Annotated in this window: 8 protein-coding genes; all 8 read right to left on the bottom strand. The window is 56.9% G+C overall.

Going from position 1 to position 17,987, the window contains the following annotated elements; genetic code table 11:
- The 8 genes from drmC to drmD all read right to left on the bottom strand — a co-directional run bounded on the left by drmC (position 1) and on the right by drmD (position 17,856).
- Positions 1-765, bottom strand: coding sequence for a DISARM system phospholipase D-like protein DrmC (gene drmC, locus CXQ81_RS14455; RefSeq protein WP_101339415.1), 765 nt, complete (start codon positions 763-765; stop codon positions 1-3).
- Position 766: 1 nt separating this feature from the next.
- Positions 767-2,623 carry a DUF1998 domain-containing protein gene (gene drmB, locus CXQ81_RS14450; protein ID WP_101337584.1) on the bottom strand — a complete coding sequence of 619 codons (1,857 nt, stop codon included), beginning with the start codon at positions 2,621-2,623 and terminating at the stop codon, positions 767-769.
- Between the two features lie 2 nt (positions 2,624-2,625).
- Positions 2,626-6,579 (bottom strand): DISARM system helicase DrmA, encoded by a 3,954-nt coding sequence (gene drmA, locus CXQ81_RS14445; RefSeq protein ID WP_256593474.1) that lies wholly within the window; start codon positions 6,577-6,579, stop codon positions 2,626-2,628.
- Between the two features lie 84 nt (positions 6,580-6,663).
- Positions 6,664-7,866: a restriction endonuclease gene (locus CXQ81_RS14440; RefSeq protein WP_101337582.1), complete on the bottom strand. Its 1,203-nt coding sequence runs from the start codon at positions 7,864-7,866 to the stop codon at positions 6,664-6,666.
- Positions 7,867-7,879: 13 nt separating this feature from the next.
- Positions 7,880-8,875: an O-methyltransferase gene (locus tag CXQ81_RS14435; RefSeq protein WP_101337581.1), complete on the bottom strand. Its 996-nt coding sequence runs from the start codon at positions 8,873-8,875 to the stop codon at positions 7,880-7,882.
- A 2-nt stretch (positions 8,876-8,877) separates the two neighbouring features.
- On the bottom strand, positions 8,878-10,293 hold the full coding sequence (locus tag CXQ81_RS14430) for an ATP-binding protein (protein WP_101337580.1): 1,416 nt from the start codon (positions 10,291-10,293) through the stop codon (positions 8,878-8,880).
- Between the two features lie 70 nt (positions 10,294-10,363).
- The gene (locus CXQ81_RS14425) at positions 10,364-14,734 is read right to left on the bottom strand and encodes an Eco57I restriction-modification methylase domain-containing protein (protein ID WP_101337579.1); all 4,371 of its coding nucleotides are present in this window, start codon (positions 14,732-14,734) and stop codon (positions 10,364-10,366) included.
- Positions 14,731-17,856 (bottom strand): DISARM system SNF2-like helicase DrmD, encoded by a 3,126-nt coding sequence (gene drmD / locus CXQ81_RS14420; RefSeq protein WP_101337578.1) that lies wholly within the window; start codon positions 17,854-17,856, stop codon positions 14,731-14,733. The genes CXQ81_RS14425 and drmD overlap by 4 nt, the downstream gene beginning before the upstream one ends.
- Positions 17,857-17,987: the final 131 nt, after the last annotated feature.

Raw genomic sequence — 17,987 nt, 5'->3', positions numbered from 1 at the left:
TCAATCGTCGGTCGTAACGATCACCCCCGTCATCGCCAAGGCTTCCAGATGTCGGTGAAGCTGCTCTGGCAGTGGATCGCCCGAGATCAAGACCCCAGCCTCCATGTTCTGGCCCATCGCGTATCCAGTCAGGTTGGCACTGGTGATGAAGCAATATGCTCCATCCGCCACCGCGACCTTCGCGTGCACGCTGCCATTGACGAAGGCAGCACCTTTGTCTTTCCAGACGTAGAAAAGCGCATCGGGGACGATCTTCTTCAGGTTACCGATAGGGTCGACGCTGACCTTGCCACCCTGAGCGCTCGAGAGCTCCATCAGAAACTCGATCTTCACGCCACGCTCTGCCGCCGACTTCAGAGCCCTGGCGATCGACTCAATGTCATACGCGACGTAACTGGTGATGAACAACCGTTGCTGAGCGGCATCGATCACCTGTATCAAAGCCTGCTCGGTTCGCCGAGCAGGAACGAGTTCGGTCGTCGGCCCAGTCCACACCAGCTCGACCCTCTGTCGACTCTCCGCATGACGAAACGCATGCGCAGCGGCCAGAAGCATTGCAGCCAGCGTCTCGCCACTGAGGGTCGACGCCTTCCAGGCTCCGACCAGCCCCTTGAGCGCGTTGTCGGCCTTCGCGGACAGTGATCCCGCCCTCAGTTCTCCTGCCTTCGCGACTTGCATTCCTCTGACCTTCGCCGCCAAAGCCGCTACGCGGTCATAGGAGACTATGGAAACCAACTCGGACACCGCTGCCAGTAGCTCTCGCATCTCAAACATCCGAGAAGAATGCCGCTTTGGCATTCTCAAAAGTCGGCACGACCATCGCCCGGTCGAGATACCGGTTGCCACGCTCGCACGATGTCTCTGCGACGAAGGAACAGGCATGGCACGCCGCGGTATGCAAACTACGGTCTTTCCGGGGATCATGCTCCGCGCACAGGGGATCGGAGGAGCAAATGCGTGCACGCCGCAAAGCCTGAACCAGTAGGCGTTCCAAATTCTCGGGTTTGCCCAGCTCGACCAATCCACCCAAGGTACCATCGGAGTCAGCCGCGGCCGTGTAGATGATGAAGCCGCACTGGCTACCATCCTCATTCACCTCGGCATAGATTCGCTCTCTGATGCTGGCCGCGTTGTATCCGCACTCCAACGCCAACTCCCGGATCAGCAGATGCGCCAGAGTGTGCAGCATCACGTAACGAGCACCTGGATAGCCATCTTCCGGAGGACAGAGACGGCGGGAGTTCCGCCAACCTTTGTGCCCACCGCGCAGACTCGCATCGGCGGCCTGAACGTCAGCCCCCTGCTCCCACACCGCTATCGACTGCTCGTCGAACTGAATGAAGATGCCCTCACCGTGCACCTGGTTAGCGGGAACCCAATCGGGCTTTGCACGTGACAGTGGTGCCTGGATCGGTCCAGCCCCACTTCCACCGGAGTCGTCGGGCGCCTCGACTCGCGTGAAGCCGAGCAAAGCGTTCACTTCGCGAAGGCGCTTCAGCAGCAACACCCTGGAGATTTTGCCTTGAAAACCATCGGGAACAGCCACCGCTTCGGACAAGAAGTGCGGATAGTCATTCACAGGCACCGGGTCGATCAGCACCCGCCACTCCGGGCCTTTGATGTCAGCCTCGGTGACACTCTCGCCATCTCCAGAACGATGAGCCTCGATACCAGCCCAAATGGCTTCTGCGGAATACTGGTCGATCCCAGGCAATAAACCTGCCGTCTTAAGCACGTCAACTGTCGGCGCCACCAGCTCAAAAGAGTTCAAGTTCCCAAGGAATTTCCAACCATCTTCTATCAACTGCGCCAGTCCATCCTTTGCCTGGGGTATCGCCAACGCAGACAAGGAGACCGGAAACCAGCTATTGGTAGCCCCCAACAGCACCGCTCGCGGCTCGGCATCGCAGTCCGGCTCGAACTGATCCAGATGAGGGTGCCTTCCACGGCACCCAGGCAGGTTTTCCTTGCCTAGCTGTCCGAACGCATGGGCCATATTGCGAGCCGCACTGCAAGCGTCGCATTTGACCCAGAGGTTCTCGGTCTGCAGGGATGCGCCGCTTTCGAAGAAACGCAGAGTACCTTTGCAATCGCTGGGACCACTGTGGACGAACCACTGCCAAGGGAAGTCGTCAAGATGACCATTCTTGCAAGCCAAAAGGAAACGCGCGGGAACCGCATCTGCATCCTTGGCCGGTTGATCCTTCCTAGACCCCATACAATCTTTGTGAACAAAACGAGTGGCTTCAGCGCGATACCTATTTTCCTTGAGAGCGAATAAGTTACTGTCATAAGTGGACAACATGCCGCACTTCACGCAACGCAACCAGCGAGGAAAAGGTCTGACTGGAACCCCCACATTAGCCTCTGCAGAGAAAGGATCGAGTGACTCAGTCTTGACCATCGGAGGCATACGCAGCGACTCCACCTGGGGCCCCAACGCTTTCTGCACAGCAGCGAGCAAACGATTTTCGATTACTGGATGGCAACGATCTTTTTCCCAGACATCGATACCGGACGTCACGACCGACAGATTCGGCAAATCGACGAGAGCACCCGGACCATAGGTCCACAGCAACTGACTTGGCCGTACCGAACCAACGTGAGTTTTTTCGTTAGCCATCTTCATTGATCCTTATCAGCCGTTGCTGGGCGAGGCTTCCACTGAATATCGTCGTTGATCTTCGCCGAGTTCATGATCAAACGAACACCTGGCTCGACCTCACGCATCGACATAGGGACAGTCCAGTTATCCCAAGCCTGCACCCCAGGTGACTTGATCAATGGTGCCGTCCTGTCCTTGTCTGGCCCGCGCTTCTCATACGCCAAGATACGATTACCCTGCATCACCTCATTCACCCACTGATCCGCCCGCTGCTTGAGCATGCCGCTAGCGAGCTTCTTCGCAGGGGCCTCCGCGATGTTGTCGGCACGCGTTTCGAGTACCTTCATCGCATCCAGCATTTCCACCTGATTAGGCTGCTTGAGACTCTGCGCCCCCTCGTTCGGAGCGAACTCATCGCTCTTGGCACGGATCAGCGACAGCATCGCCCCGGTCAGACCTCGGTCCATCGCGCGCGGCGAGAACGGAGTGACCGATTGCGCCTCGACGTGTTTGTAGAACGTCGCGTGGTAATGCTCGAAGGTCTCGTAGTGCGAGAGATCGCGTGGGCGAGCCCATGTCAGTACGGTACAGACCAACCCAGGGAATTGTCGGCCGACACGACTGGTTGCCTGAATGTATTCTGCCGTTCCCTTCGGCTGACCGTTGACGGCCATGATGCCCAACCGATTGACGTCGACGCCGACCGACAGCATGTTGGTCGCCAAAACGATGTCGATGGCACGTGCATCGCCCTCCTCCCACTTGGTCACGTACCTACCTAGCTCGGGATCCCATTCGGACTTGAACATCACTTCGAGCTGATCGAGATACTTGGGGATGTCCTGGTTGGAAACCCGGGAAGTCAGTTCACGGATATTCATGACGCTGCGCTGGGCCAGACCTGGCCGCTGCACCATGCTCATTTGGACACGGTACGCACGGGTCTGCACATCGTCCTCGGCTAGACGCTTCATGCCTCCCAGCTCTCGCAACGAGTTGAAGTAGCCCACCATGGTCATGTAAGGATCGGCAGCCTTGCCGAATCGATCGAATAATGCTTGAGCGGCAGTCAGCGCTGCCGTGTAGACACGGATCAACATCGCCGGCCGTGAGCTTCCCGGAGAGCAGATTCCCAGATAACGCCGTCCTGACTTTTGCTCGATGGGCCGCTGCACCGAGAAGAAGTTGTCCTCGACATCTAAGCCATGGGGCGGGAACACCGAGACCTGACGCATGAAGACGTTGTTGACCTGCTGCTGCGCCTTGCGAACGGTAGCGGTGGAGGCGATCACCTTCGGCCGGATAGCATCGCCATCGAACTGCCACGTGCACAGCTCATCGACCGTGCTCTCGTAGAGACCCACCATGGTTCCCAAGGGACCGCTGATCAGGTGGAACTCGTCCTGGATGATAAGATCCGGAGGCCGCACCGGAGAAATAGCCTTGACCGAAGCAGCAGCCCTACCAGCAACAGCCCTATGACCGGTATTGCAATCCGAGCCAGGCCAAAGCAATCCATGGCGGGAACACTCCTTCGATACCCGGCCGAAGAGGTTCCGTACCTGCCCACGCCACGCCATCATGGCGAACTTGTCCACCGTGGCGATCATCATCGACGGCGGCCGATGGTAAATCTCCTCGTCCACGACCATCACCGGTAAACCAGGGTGTACCTGCTTGCTCGAACGACCACGAGAGAAGTCACAGGTGCTCAGCTTGTCGCCGCAATAGATCGTCGTACGCCCTGATATCTTGTCGACCTCAATATCCCTCTTCGGGTCGATCTCGGTTCCGCACCATGGGCAACCTGTTAGCTGCGCCGGCGAAGCCATTCCGGTGGGGTTTCGCCCTGGGGTACGAATGGCCTCGATGAACTTATGGCTATCCTCGGTAGTGCCAGGCGTTACCTTGTTACCGACCCAAAGGCCGATGGTGAATGCGCTCTCACCAAGTGACTTATCACCTGCCGACAATGCTTCCCGACGAATATGTTCCATCGCACAGATCAACGCGGTAGCCCGCTGGAACTGCTGCAAAGTCAGCAACCGCAGGGTGTAGCGCATGATCACCGCCAGCCCGCGAGACGAATCGTAGCCCCCCAAATTTCCTTGTAGGCGGCGGATCGCCATTGTAAATGCAGCCACCCCCAGGTAGGCCTCAGTCTTACCACCACCAGTGGGAAACCAGAGCAAATCTGCATAGGCCTGCAGAGGCTGAGTGCGATCCGTATGCTTAGGATCGGTCAGCCCAGGAACGGACAGCAGCAGGAAAGCCAACTGGAAGGGACGCCAAGAGCGGTTCTTCGGTACATCGAACTCCGCTAGCTCGACAGTGCGCCCGCGACGACGCTGCAAGGCGAACGCGCTATGCACCCGCTGGATCGCCATCGCTCGGTTAGCGAAACGGAAAGCCGCCAAGGCCTTGTCATCCGCAGCCAATAACTCCACACCCTCACGCAGACGAATCAGGATCGACTCACAGTGGCTCAGCGCCTCATCGGCTTGCTGCGCATAGCCAGCCACATCCCTATCAGTGCGTGCACGCTGATCCTTGATCCATGCTGCATAGTCCTCGGTCAGTATCCCGAGTGCAGCGACGAGTTGGTCTTTCTCCAGCTCTGCCAGTCGCTTCATATCCAGCAGACCTTCGTCGACCAATCTGCGCATCGCTGGCCGATCCTGCGGATCCAAACCCGGTGTTTCGGTGACCGGCACTTCGTATTGCGGCATCACCGCAGTGCGCAGCTCTATCGCCCTTGCCACATCTGGACCAGACACTGCATGCACTGCAACGCCGTGCCCTACTGCGAACTCGACCCGATCGCGATAGATCATCTCGAGCGCCAAGCGCTCGCGTAAATCGTCATCGTCCGCAGCGCCAGCATCGGCTTCCAATGCTGGGCGGCGGCGGAATATATCTTTCAGCGAATTTTTGTCATTGGCTCGTACGAGGATTTCCGGCTGGAACACCCAAGCGGTATCGCGATTCTCATCAGGCTCCGTTTGGCCATTCACCAGGAACAGAGTGATCAATCGTTCACCCTTCTCGTTGGGTGAACGCACCGTACCCTGGATGATCACTTCTGGGCAGGCAGAATCAGGGGTGACCGGAGAGATCACTCCATCCTTCAGCGCCAGCTGGAAGGTTCCACCGGAGGGCTTGCGTCGCCAGACTTTGGCTTTGAGAACTTGCTCGGTAGTCTTTATCACCCGGCCTTCGGCGTCACGGACCACCTTCTTGACCACCTTGGCATGAGCCGGATCATCGGAGTTGAAGCGCTCATAGCGCCCCCAACTCACTACCACCTCAAGACTTTCCGCATCGCCATCTACGCAAAAAGTGAAGCCCAAACTCGACGGTGCGAGCGACTGGTTCGAAGCAGTATCCACCTCCTCCTCGGCTTCGGAGTCTCCACCACCCGTTTTTTGGGGAGAGTCGACTTTGCTCGACTGTGCCTTCGGCTGGAGATCAGCAGGCTCGTCTTCCTCGTTCTTTTCCGGGGGAGCCACATCCTCACCGCGTTCGGCGTTCTCCATCGGCGCAAGCTTACCGACGAGGTACCGATCGCGAACGCTCATATCGACGATGAGCTCCTCCGGCCCACCGGCTGGCCCTAGAAGGTCGTCCATGATCGCGAACTGTAAAAGCTCGCGAACATAAGCCTCGTTCTCGATCAGCGGAATGTCGGCAAGAGTGATACCCAGCGCACGAGGGATAGCCTCTGCGAAATCTGTCCAGGGTGCACGTACGACACTGCCAGCGGTCGGAGGCAGCAAACCGGTACTACCGATCCCTACCACAGGCTCTGTCATCTTGGCCTTGTCGAAGAACAGCCAAGTGCCTTCAGCATCGACTCGGATACGCAAGACATGACCGACACGCACGATGCCACCGGCTGGGTTCAGAACCAGTACCCAGCCCCCCTCGCGCAACGCGGGATGACTCCCCTTCAGATAGACGACCTTGTCGGCCAAACGAGCGTCATGCACCAAGCCACGATCGACGACTATCCAAGCCTCTGGGCTAGCACTTTGCTGCCTCTCTTCCATGCTCAACCTTCACCCCACACTGAATTCGTTCTGCAGCAAATTAGATATACGCTCTACGGTATTGAAACCATTGGCGATCAATATTTCTGAGATATCTCGACCTGCGATGAAGACAATCGGGTGCCGATCCTCTCGAACCTCTTCGTATGCTTGCCGAGCGACGACAGAGGTAGTGACCAACACACCGAACTGTCGGTGGCGGATACGCGAGATCAGCCGAGAGACTTCTTTCACTCCCACTGTGGTAGGTGTCTCACCCACTGCAGGAGGTCGATAGCACTTGGCCTCGAGAGAAAACTCGGCAAAGACAGGATCATCTGACAAGCCCAGAAGATATCGCCCTACCGCATCGCGCTCACCATCCACTGCAGCTCGCGTGACTTCATCGATTACCACCCTGGCATCCAGCATCCCATAGAGACGTGCAGCGAATCCTTCGAATGCGATAGGCGACTCTTTGAAGTGCAACCAAACGCACCGCAAGATCTCTCTCTTCAAAGGCGTGTCTGGAGTTTGCTGCACAATTGAGCGGATGACCGTCGTCGGCTCGGCAGTCAGAGCTCGGTATCTTCCAGTCTTCACCCAGTCACACCAGGCACTCGGAGCATTCAAACTGAGAGCTTTTCCCAAAGCGAGATCGGCAATCCAGGCTCTGGATACGACCGGAACATCCAAAATCGTGAAAGTCGCTCGGTAGTTCTGAAATCGCTGTCCATTCGAAGACTTCCAAACAGCGACTAGATCCTCTGTAGCCGAAAGCCCTGCATATCCAGGCACAGCAAGCCCTTTGAACTGCACCGATCGTGCCCCATTTTCCGTGGGCATCTTTTTGAAAACGAAGAACGGTGAAACATCGACACGCGAGTCTGCATCGTTATGAAGTCTGGTGAATGCGGCACGAAGAACCTTGTTACCCCCTGCTCGAGTATCGTGTAACTCATGCCCTGGTGTTTTGTTATCACCGTAGTAAACGAACCTCCCTGTGTTCAGGTCGAGCGTATCTGGCCAATCACGATCCTCACCAGTGGAGAATAGAACGACCCAATTCTTACGTTCGCCACGTCCTGAAACTCTGAATCCACCCATATTCCCTGAACCAGGAAGGATCTTGGAGATTGGCTCACCACCTATCTGACCATCCCCACTGCTTTCATAAATCGCATCTACTACCAGATCGGATTGAAAGAGCAGATGATGGGGTACAATCTTCATACCCACACCACCCCTATAGCTCTACACGCGAAAAATGCGGATAGATCCTGTAGAACTTCCTGAAAACATCGAATGGGTCCTCCCCCATGTCAGAGCGTGGCAGGTTGAACCCCATTTTTGCCTGTGGTTCCTCCGTAGACTCCATAGTCAAACGCTCCAGCGTCGAGATGGCGGGTAAATCCAGCCGGTGAGGCGCATCAGTAGTGGAGTAGAACGCCCACTCCTTGACCAAATCTTGCGTTGCCCCATCATCAGTCCGGCAAACGACGAGTGACGCCGTGACCATTGGCTGACCATCGGAGTAGTGAGTAGCCAAGGCCCAGACGATCTGTCGGTCCTTGAAGCTGAGAGTCTCTCTATCGACTGCTAGCTTGAGTACACGAAGCACGCTCGCCCCATAGCTCTTGAAACTCATACCATCAGGGCCCAGCCCGCTAGGGAAAAGCCCCCCCAAACGCGACTTGAAGCGCGCGAGCCGCCACTCTTGGATCGTGGGCTTTTGTGCCCGATCCTCAGAAACATCACCATCGACCTCAACGGAGAGCTCCCTCGCATCTGGACTACCCAACGATGAAGGGTTGGCGTTCAGAGTCACCCGCAGAATGCTCCCGATTGGCACAGTTCCGATCGTTCGCGCAAAGCGCTCTATCTGGGAGGTAATACCTCTAGGCTCCGTAAAGTCGAACCATATGATGACGGGCGAATCGAAATCAGTCTCGTCAAGATAGTCGTCAAGGCTGTTATGGATGCACTCGATTGACGCAATCGGGCGATTGAAAAGTTGGCGCTTATGAACTTCCTTTTCAGTCTCAATGCAGGTCATTCTTTCAATGCCCAATCGCGCGTGGACCAGTCGAAAGTCCTCAAGAAAAGGTCCGCCCAGACCAACATAATGGTACTTCTCCAGACCGAAGGTAGGGGCAAGCCGCATGAGCAGCGATAGGAATAGCTCACGATCCACAGCCTTATTCGGCCGCAATTTGTACGGAAGCGATGAACCGGCACTCATGCTTAGTCTCCCTGCTTCCTAGCCTTCACCAGTTGCATCTCGAAGCAAGCTTCGCCAACGATGCCTGGCTTTTCTTCCTGGTCGTCGAACAACATCTTCGAGACAAGACGCACTTCTTCGATAGGCCGGGAGAACACTATCCTTCGGGAAGAAGGCTTCTTCTCTTCCGGCACTGGAAGCACCTTGGCTTTCAAGGGATTGAATTCAATGTGGCCGTCCGACTTCTTGGCGAGTTTGCGTGATTCGATAGCCGCGATGACCTTGCCCAGTGGCATCGGCCGAGCCTCTGCCCAGAAGCGGGATTGGTCGGCACGTGGGTGGTTCTTCCATTGGTTGGTGTAGGAGATCCATATCCGCATACCCTCCTTCATCTTGACGAGGGACTCCAACCAAACGTTCGATGACGTGTCTAAGGCACGCTTCGTCGTGGTGACCGGAAGCTTGTCAGCACGATGCGATCTGAACTCAATTATGCCCGTGACTATGGAGAACTGCGGGTGGTAGAGCGGAATACCGTCCCCCCAACCCGTCAAACGGTTCTTGTCACCCACGATAACCGCGCGATCATTGCAGAGTACCGTCCAACCAGAGATCGAAGATGAGCGGTCACCTTCAAAACCAGCGTCATCCTCGTCGTCATCGCCGGAACTCTTGGAGGTGTTCAATCCGACAGTAATGGAAACGAGCACATCATCAATCGTCTTCTGGAAAACGTAGGGAGCGGGACCGCCCTCATCCTCTGTAACGAGCACTTCGACCCGAACAGGCAGAACAGGCTCACCGTTGAGCACCACGTTGAGCCCCCATTGGAGAAACATCGTGAAGTGCTCAGCAATCGCAGTACGCACCTCGTTTTCGAAAGCCGCGTTGCCAAAGTGTCTTGCGACGCCGTCGTGCAACTCTTGAACGAGAATGGTAGTGCCAGGCTCGTCGAGCTTTTCGTTTGCCTCGCTCGGCTCATTGATCGGCAGGGGATCCCAGTTCTTCGCATCGAGCCATTCCGAGGTGATCGGCACCTCGAATGTGTCCTCGCCATGTCGCGTTCTAACCAAGGCGTTACGCCCCATCTTGAAGATGGCGCGCTTCATGCCGACCCCATACATCCCAATCGTTTCAGCATCTGAATCACGGTCATCGTCAGAATCACGGCCCATCTTGAACGCATAGTTCTTGGCGACATCACGAGGGATTCCGCCACAATTGTCGGCAATGGAGAAATGATCCCCAGCAATCTCGATCCTTACGAAATGCTTGGTATAGTCGACCTGGGCGCCGTGAACAAGCCGCAATGCACCATCCAAGCAGTTGTCAAGCAAATCGAGAATGGCATCAGCAAGACTAATGTCGCGCGTCAGCATCGATACGAAGAACTGTTTCGTTGGGCTCGCCTGTGCGCGATCTTCGCTAGGTTTGGTCATATACAAGTCCTATTTGATTAGCTCTTCTTCACTGATATGGCAAAGCTCTTATTCTCGATACGAGAGTATTCTACTCATTGCTCACCTCTCGCCTGACTCGGTAACGAGCACCGCGTCTTTCACCTTGGCGCTCAATCTTATTGCCCGCAATCAAATCGGTGATAGCTACATTCCATTGCCCATCCGAAATGCCAGTTGCAGCGAGGATATCGGACTTCGCGTGCCAAAATTGGTTGGCTCGAAGGAACCCCAGAATCTCCGCTGCCGAGGCTTCGCAAGTCTTAGAGGGCGTGTTTACAACATCGAAGTCGAGCCCCGTTTGAATTGGAGTGGTGCTATTAGATCGACTAGCACGCGGAGCTCGGGTTGAAGCTCGTTTCGCATTCCCGCTATGTACCCCCTGGGCGACCTCCTCTTCGTAACGCTGACGGTTTAACTCAGCGAATCGGTGTAGTACCTCGGCACGTGCGACGTTGGAGATGGTAAACCGCACACAGTCATTCTCCGCGAGATTCGACTGTTCGTGGTATCCGTGCCCGAGGTCGATATCGCCCCACCTGTAGGCACGCATGACTGCCGCATCAATCTTGCGGTGTAGCTCTCGTAGACGCTCAATTCGCTGGTCCGCGTCGTTCGCGTTGTGAAAGCGGTTGTAGAGTTTGGTGAGGCCGATCGGGTTGGCCGGATCGGTCATTACCTCATGGCGAGCTTGCAGGTACTCGCGACCGATCTTATCGAGACGTACGATCTCGGCGGGCTCCAAGAAGGGAAAGGTCTCGACGGCGTCGGACGGCGAGAAATTCAGGTCAAGCTTCATCCGCGACGAGTGCTTCCACACCCAGGCGTCGACCGGAGACGAGTTGAAAAGCGCCGCGTAGGCGTATACCTCGTCCACGGCGAACACGACGCATTTCTCATGGAAGATGACGTCGTTCTCAACGACTGACGGGTTAAAGTACTTTCCGACGCGGCCAGCCACAAGAACCTGCTCGCGCGGGCGCGAATCCGAACTCCAGACTTCCGAGTGATGTACAAAGTGATGGCCGCGCCCAACAGCATGGTAGAGAGCTGGGCGCTTGTCTGCATACTGCCACCATCGTTCCGGCAACGGTCTGCGCAAAACGTACTGGCCGTTATCCCCGCATCGCTGCCGCTCAGGCTTAACCCGCTCCTCAATCCATTGCCACGGGCCGCTGTAGTTCTGGGCTTTTTCCTCGGGCCAGTCCCAAAAGCTGATGACCCAACGGGTCGGACGCTGCTGGGGACTGGATTTCAGGTCATCCCCATCAAGATACTGGAAAATGACTTCCACACTCTTTGGGTCTTTGCTGAGCATGCCCTCTGCTTGCTCATCAGTGAGAACGAAGCCCATGCCCAGCACGATTGATCCTTGATACGCGATGCCCTCGCTGGCTTTCAGCCGCTTCGGGCTCCACTCCTCACGATCGGACAGGAAGGCCGATATGAAGGAAACCGATCGCCCGAGCAGCGAGCGCTCGCCCCGCCACTCACCTTTGTGGACATGCACGCGACTGGTGACAACCGCTGCTTTTCCCGGCCAGGGTTCGTTCGGGTAGGCGGAGTGGATGACGGCACCCAGGCCGACCATGGCTTCCAGTCCGACCTGCCGTGTGTCGCCTTCCGCGATGGTATTGACCGCGAGCAGCCCGAAGCCGCCACCTTCGCGCAGCAAGCTCCAAGCTCGCAGGAAGAAGTACGCGACGAGATCGGCGGAACCTCGACGCTCCTCCGCGATGTGGCTCACCAGCCAGTTGCGGTACGCGTCGCCCATAATTCCGGTGATGCGCTTCCCTCCAAGGAAAGGTGGGTTGCCAACAACCGCATCGAATCCGCCGCGTTCGCGCGCGAATACCTCAGGGAACTCCAATGGCCAATGGAAAGGCCGACGCATGGGCTTGTCGCTGGGTAGATCGGCCGAGAGCGTGGAGACAGATCTACAACGCATTGAGGCGAGCACATCCCGGTCGCCGTCAATGGCCTGCCCGGATTGGACGGCGAGCGACGCCAAAGTGTTCTCCAGCACTGCGCCATTACCACCCGATGCGAACACTTCACCGATGAAGACACCGGCGATGCATTCCGGCACTTTGAGCCTGCGACGCGCGTCTGCATCGAGATGCACCATGGATTCCACATCACGGATATCGCGGACTGGCATCTCGCGCAGGCGCATACGCAGTTCGACAACTTCGCGTACAGCCTGCTCGATATTCTGGCCGAGCAGACGCAGCTGGCTCTGGTCTGAGGGATTCATTGAAAGCTGGGTCAGTTGATCCAGTCGATGGATACCAAGCAGACTGTCGCCGCAGTGCAGACTATGATCAAGGAAGCCGAACGGCCTATTCTTGGCCATAGTAACCAGCCAGATGGAGAGCTTGGCGAGCTCGACTGCCAATGGGTTCAGGTCCACTCCGTACAGGCAGCGCTCGGCGATTAGACGGCGAGCGATCACGGTGCGGGCCTCGGTATCCCTGAGTAGAGGCTCCCCGGCCCCCGGCGCATCCAGGATTTCGCCGTCCACGCTCACTGCCTTTCCGCTGTCTTCAACCTTCGACCATGCCTCAACCAAGCGATCGGCCAGCCAACGACAGGCCTGTACCAGGAAAGCCCCCGAGCCCATGGCCGGATCGCAGATCTTCAGATCCAACAACTCGGCGGGGGACTTCAACATCCACCGCTCTAGCGGGAAGCCTTCTGCCGGCCCGACGTAGACAACCGGCGTCAGCGTCTCGGCGACGATGGCCTCTGTGAGCGATTTCGGTGTGTAGTGCGCTCCCGTCTCACGCCGATCGCTGCCCGTGGTGACTATGAAGGCTCCGCTTGGGTAAATCAGCGGGTAACCCCAAGAATCAGTACACAGCAGGTTTAGGAATGGCAGAGCACGATCACGCAGGCCTTCATCTCCAGCGCAAGCGGTGAGCAGACGGTTAGCCTGGACAGCATCGACCGAGCGTTCGAGATCCTTGAGGATCGCTCCTCCGCCACGCTTGATCGCATCGGCACCGGAGAGCGCCTCGGCCAACACTTCGCCCCCCCGCTGGTGCAGAGCTTCGAGCTCCTCCAGAGCATAAAGGGTTTTCTTTGCCCCCTTGCCACCGGCAAGCGCGACTGTCACCCGTTCGGTTCGTCCGACAGTCCTCTCCAGCAAGCCTTCGTAAACGTAACCAATCTGCTCCACATCCAGAGCTCGGTAGGAAAGCGTACGTCCCTCGTACTGCTGGATCGCCTCCAGCAGGAGCAGCACGGTACGATTATCTATCGGTAGTGGTCGCGCGGAGTCGATCTTCCAATCGGAGCCCTTGGAGCGCCCCTCAAGGAAAGGGAACCGATCCGGGTCGAATAGCGAACCACCCAGTGCTGGAAGGCGCAGCATTTCATGCTCGATGCCGCCGTACACTGCACGGAATGTCGCTAGTAACCGTGACCAGGCATCGTTGCGCCGCTCCAGCACCTCCTCGGTTTCCTGGCGCAGCTGCATACGCAAAGTGGAAATGGCGTAGCTGCTTTCGTAGGCCTCCTCTCCCATCAGCAAGAGCCCCCGCTCTTCAGCCGACAACAGGAAAACCAGACGCATCATGATGGTCAGACCCGCTTCGTAGAGCTCACTCGGCTCGACACCTTGCAGCAGCGCCCCTGACCGTTCACGGTCTTCCTTACCCAGTGCCTGGATCAATACCTCGACCGCCCGGCGGACTTGTTCACCCAGGGCATCAGTGACTTCCTCCTGATGCTGGAGAGACTCGTCCAGCATTGAGGGCAAGGTCTCATCGTCTGGGCCGAAGAAGCGTCGGATACCCAATAGGGTGAGAAAGGCCTGCAGCGTCAGCCGCTCCTGCCCCCAGAGACGTGCATACCAACTTGCGAAGGTCGATACAGCGCCAACGGAAGCATCGACCAGCATCCAGCGCTCACCATCGGTGACCAAACCAAGGCGACATCCGCTGGCCCGACATAGCCGTTCCATGCGCTCGGCTGGACTAGCGGACCACCCATTCAACTTCAGAGCTGCCTGGAGATCCGTACCCGCCGAATAGATTTGCACGAGCAGCTGACTTTGGCAGCCCGAGACCAATGCATAGTCAGGCTCCAAGGTGACTCCGTGCTCCGGCAGAGTGACGCGCAACTCCGAAGGAATGCACTCACCTCGTACTAAAAGCTCACCGCTATCGTTCTCGTCGTATTCCAGGCCACGGGCAAGCACTTCATGAATCCAGGCGCGATGCAACTCAGTGAACCTAGGGTCATCGTTGTCGCGAGCCTCGCACCACTCGTCATAAGCCTGCCGCAGGTACTGTCGAATGCGAGGTTCGACAGCCGGTAGACCAGTGGAGAAGATCCGCTTCAGTACCGGCGTGGCGAGGAAAGGACCCGAGACCTCGATCAGCGACAACCATTCATCGTGAATATCGAGGGGATTCATACGCGGCCTCCCTGAGCTAGCGATGCAGGTACGATGAAAATGACGGCTACCGGGAAGGTACGATCCTGCGGTTCGGCATAGCGTGCTTCGATGGCCCCGGCCTCCTCTTTCCGCTCCGCAGGAATGCGCGCGAGACGTGCTTGCAGGGCGGAGTTGTCGCGTTGAACCTGGGTGCGCTCATCTTCACTGAACAAAGAAAACTGCTCAGGCAACTCGTCCTTGCCCAACTCCTTGCGAATTGCGTTATCCAACTCATCCAGCACAGCGAGAATGTCTTCTTTTTCTTTGTTCTTGCGGGTTTCCAGAGTGTTGCCCAAATACTCGAGACGATTGCGCGAACGTGCCACGAGGGATTGCTGGATGGCCTCCTCCCCTGTGGTGAAACGAGAGCGCAACATGTCGAACACAGTGTCATCTAACTGACACGGCTGCGCTTCGTCCAACCAGGACTGTACCCGAGTGACGCCCTCTTCGCGCTTGAAGCCCTGTTCGCGCAGATAGCCGCCAGCCAACGTAAGTTCCTCATGTAGACGATGGTGATTACCTCCAGTGATCACCAAGCGCGACACGACCAAGACCACCGGGGCCTCGAGACGATCGTCAGGCAACGTTCGCACCGTCACTCGATGCAAGTGCTTGTTGTCTTCCTGCTCCCAAACCTCGGCACGCAGCAAACGCAGACACAACTGCACCAAGCGATGATTGAGATGGATGAGCACCAGATCGTCTCGCCCATTGGCGACTTCATGATCGAATGTCACCGGGCGGATTTTTCCGGTGAATGGATGCTCCAACCCTTCGCGGCAACGCTCCCATGCGCCCCCCAGGGGTGGCAGCTCGAAGGCTTTACCCGGCGCGATTCCCGCCAATGTCAGCGGTTTGAGAGTCGGTTTCTCGGCCAACGCTAATCCGGTTTCGACCGCCTTCTGGATGTGCTCGGGAGAGAGATGGAAGTCCTCTCGAGTCTCGACCAACTTCTCATGTAGCTTGGCTATTCGGTTAGCGAGGTCTTTTTCAGCTCTAACGAATCGGCGAGCCTGGGCAATCTTCGCGTCTGCCAATCGGGTATCCAGATCACGCAGCGCCCCTTCGATGAGCCCAGACATCTGCGGTGCAATCACTGGGTTCACGCTGCCCATATCGGCACGCATGGAATCGAGCTTGCGCAAGGCGCGCAGGATATCGTCTTGGTGGCCACCGACAGCATCCTGATCTTGGCGAGCATCGACCGGGTGCCAAATCACCACCTCTTTTTCACGTTGGCCATGGCGGTCGATACGACCGTTGCGCTGCTCCATGACGTTGGGATTGTAGGGAATCTCCAGGTGAATCAGGTAGTTACAGTGATTCTGCAGGTCGATACCTTCGGAAGCGGCGTCGGTGGCCAGCAGGATGCGCACGGGGGAAATGTCTGGAGCGGCCTGGAATGCCGCCTTCACTTGTTCTCGATCATCGTGATCCATGCCGCCATGCAAGATCATCAGGCGATCGCCACCCAAATCATGAGTCGCCAGAATCTGATGTAGCCAGTCGAGAGTGGTACGGTACTCGGTGAAGAGAATCACTCGTTTACCATTCCAGGATCCATCGGTCTTCAGATGCCGATGAATCCAATTAAGCAGCGCTTTAGCCTTGGAGTCGGTTTGATTCATCGCCTGCTGAGCCCAGTGCCTGAGCTCATCGAGCAAGATACGCTCCTCTGCGTTCAACGGGCGTGAGTGGCGCGTGGCTTCCTCGACGGCCTCTTGCTGTGCGATTTCGACGTCTGAGTCGTTGGCGTAATCCTCTTCGGCACGCTGGATAGCCTTGAGCAAAATTCGCTCGGACAATTCGTTCCGCCCTTTGCTAGCTCCGCCACTTTCCAAGGTCGCGACATGCTTTTCCAGGGTCGACGCGAAGGCAGCCGGCGACGAGAACAAACGCTTGCGTAGCAGCTGGTTGACAAAGGACGCGCCGGTCACGCCGCCCAACTCTTCATCCGCGATTTCCCTGCTGGCACAGAATGCTTGCAGCTTGCGATGAATCTCTCTTTCTTTGGTGGTGTAGTCGACAGGCAACGCTTCAAGCTTGCGCTGCGCATAGATCAGGTTTCCATCCTTGTCGGTGATTTCGCTCTTGAGACGGCGGATCATCACCTGAGACAGCTGCTTCTCTTCCGGCAGGATGTTGCGAGCAAAGCGCTGATCATCGAGCAGCTCCAACAGCGAAGTGAAAGACTCGGTGTAGCCGTTGTGCGGCGTCGCAGTCAGAAACAGATGGTGATGGAAATGCGGGGCGATTGTGCGAATGAAGCGAGTGCGTTGGCTTTCGATAGCGTATTGAGCGCTAGCTGAGGGCGCGACGTTGTGCGCCTCGTCGACAACCAACATATCAAATTTGCGCGGATAGCTGACATGCGCCGGCAGGATATCGCGGAAGGCACGCAAACCATCGCCGGCCTTAGCCCAATCCATCGACGTGATCAGACGCGGGAAAGAGGTCCAAGGATTGGCATGTATTCCACGCTCGCGTCGCATCTCCTTGATGTAAGTGCTGTCGACGATACGAAATTCCAGACCAAACTTTTCCATCATCTCGACACGCCACTTTTCTTGCAGTGACGCGGGGCAGACGATCAGCACAGTTCGAGCACGATGACGCAGTAGCATTTCCTGAATGACCAAGCCGGCTTCGATGGTCTTGCCCAGACCTACATCGTCGGCGATCAGCAAATTGACGCGCGCCATGTCGATTGCACGAACCAGGGGATCCAGCTGGAAGTCTTGCAGACTGACACCACTGCGAAACGGCGCTTGCAGAAAACCACGATCCGCATTGGTAGCTGCACCCCAGCGCACAGCATCAAGAAAGGCTTCCAGCGTATCAGAGTCATCCTGCCCAGTGATGGCGGGCAAACCGGCGCGTTCGATGACTTGCGCTCCTGGTTCAATTTCCCAGATCACCTGGAGTTCTTCGCCCAATGCATCTTCGTCGATAGATGCCAGTGTGATGGCATGCTGCTGCACACTACCTAGCTTGGATGCATCAACCTCCGCAACAACCCACTGTCGGCGCCGGACTTCGACGAGCTGGCCTGGTTCCGGGATGCTACGGTAGCTGCTACCTTCCGCTGATACGGCCATTTCACTACTCCTAATCCCATATCACCCCATCAAATAGCGATGAAAAAAGGGCTTGACCCAATCTAAAAATATGGGATGAAAACTGAACCAATCTAGACTGGTCAATCACCGCCCAGATCGACGCATTGAAA

The sequence above is a fragment of the Pseudomonas sp. 09C 129 genome (assembly GCF_002843625.1).
Classification (GTDB): domain Bacteria; phylum Pseudomonadota; class Gammaproteobacteria; order Pseudomonadales; family Pseudomonadaceae; genus Aquipseudomonas; species Aquipseudomonas chlororaphis.
Note: the sequence above shows the minus strand (reverse complement) of the source record. Positions and strands in the feature narration are given on the sequence as shown.

Coding starts and splice junctions, on each gene's coding strand:
- drmC (WP_101339415.1), bottom strand. CDS start 765: ATGCGAGAGCTACTGGCAGCGGTGTCCGAGTTGGTTTCCATAGTCTCC.
- drmB (WP_101337584.1), bottom strand. CDS start 2,623: ATGGCTAACGAAAAAACTCACGTTGGTTCGGTACGGCCAAGTCAGTTG.
- CXQ81_RS14440 (WP_101337582.1), bottom strand. CDS start 7,866: ATGAAGATTGTACCCCATCATCTGCTCTTTCAATCCGATCTGGTAGTA.
- CXQ81_RS14435 (WP_101337581.1), bottom strand. CDS start 8,875: ATGAGTGCCGGTTCATCGCTTCCGTACAAATTGCGGCCGAATAAGGCT.
- CXQ81_RS14430 (WP_101337580.1), bottom strand. CDS start 10,293: ATGACCAAACCTAGCGAAGATCGCGCACAGGCGAGCCCAACGAAACAG.
- CXQ81_RS14425 (WP_101337579.1), bottom strand. CDS start 14,734: ATGAATCCCCTCGATATTCACGATGAATGGTTGTCGCTGATCGAGGTC.
- drmD (WP_101337578.1), bottom strand. CDS start 17,856: ATGGCCGTATCAGCGGAAGGTAGCAGCTACCGTAGCATCCCGGAACCA.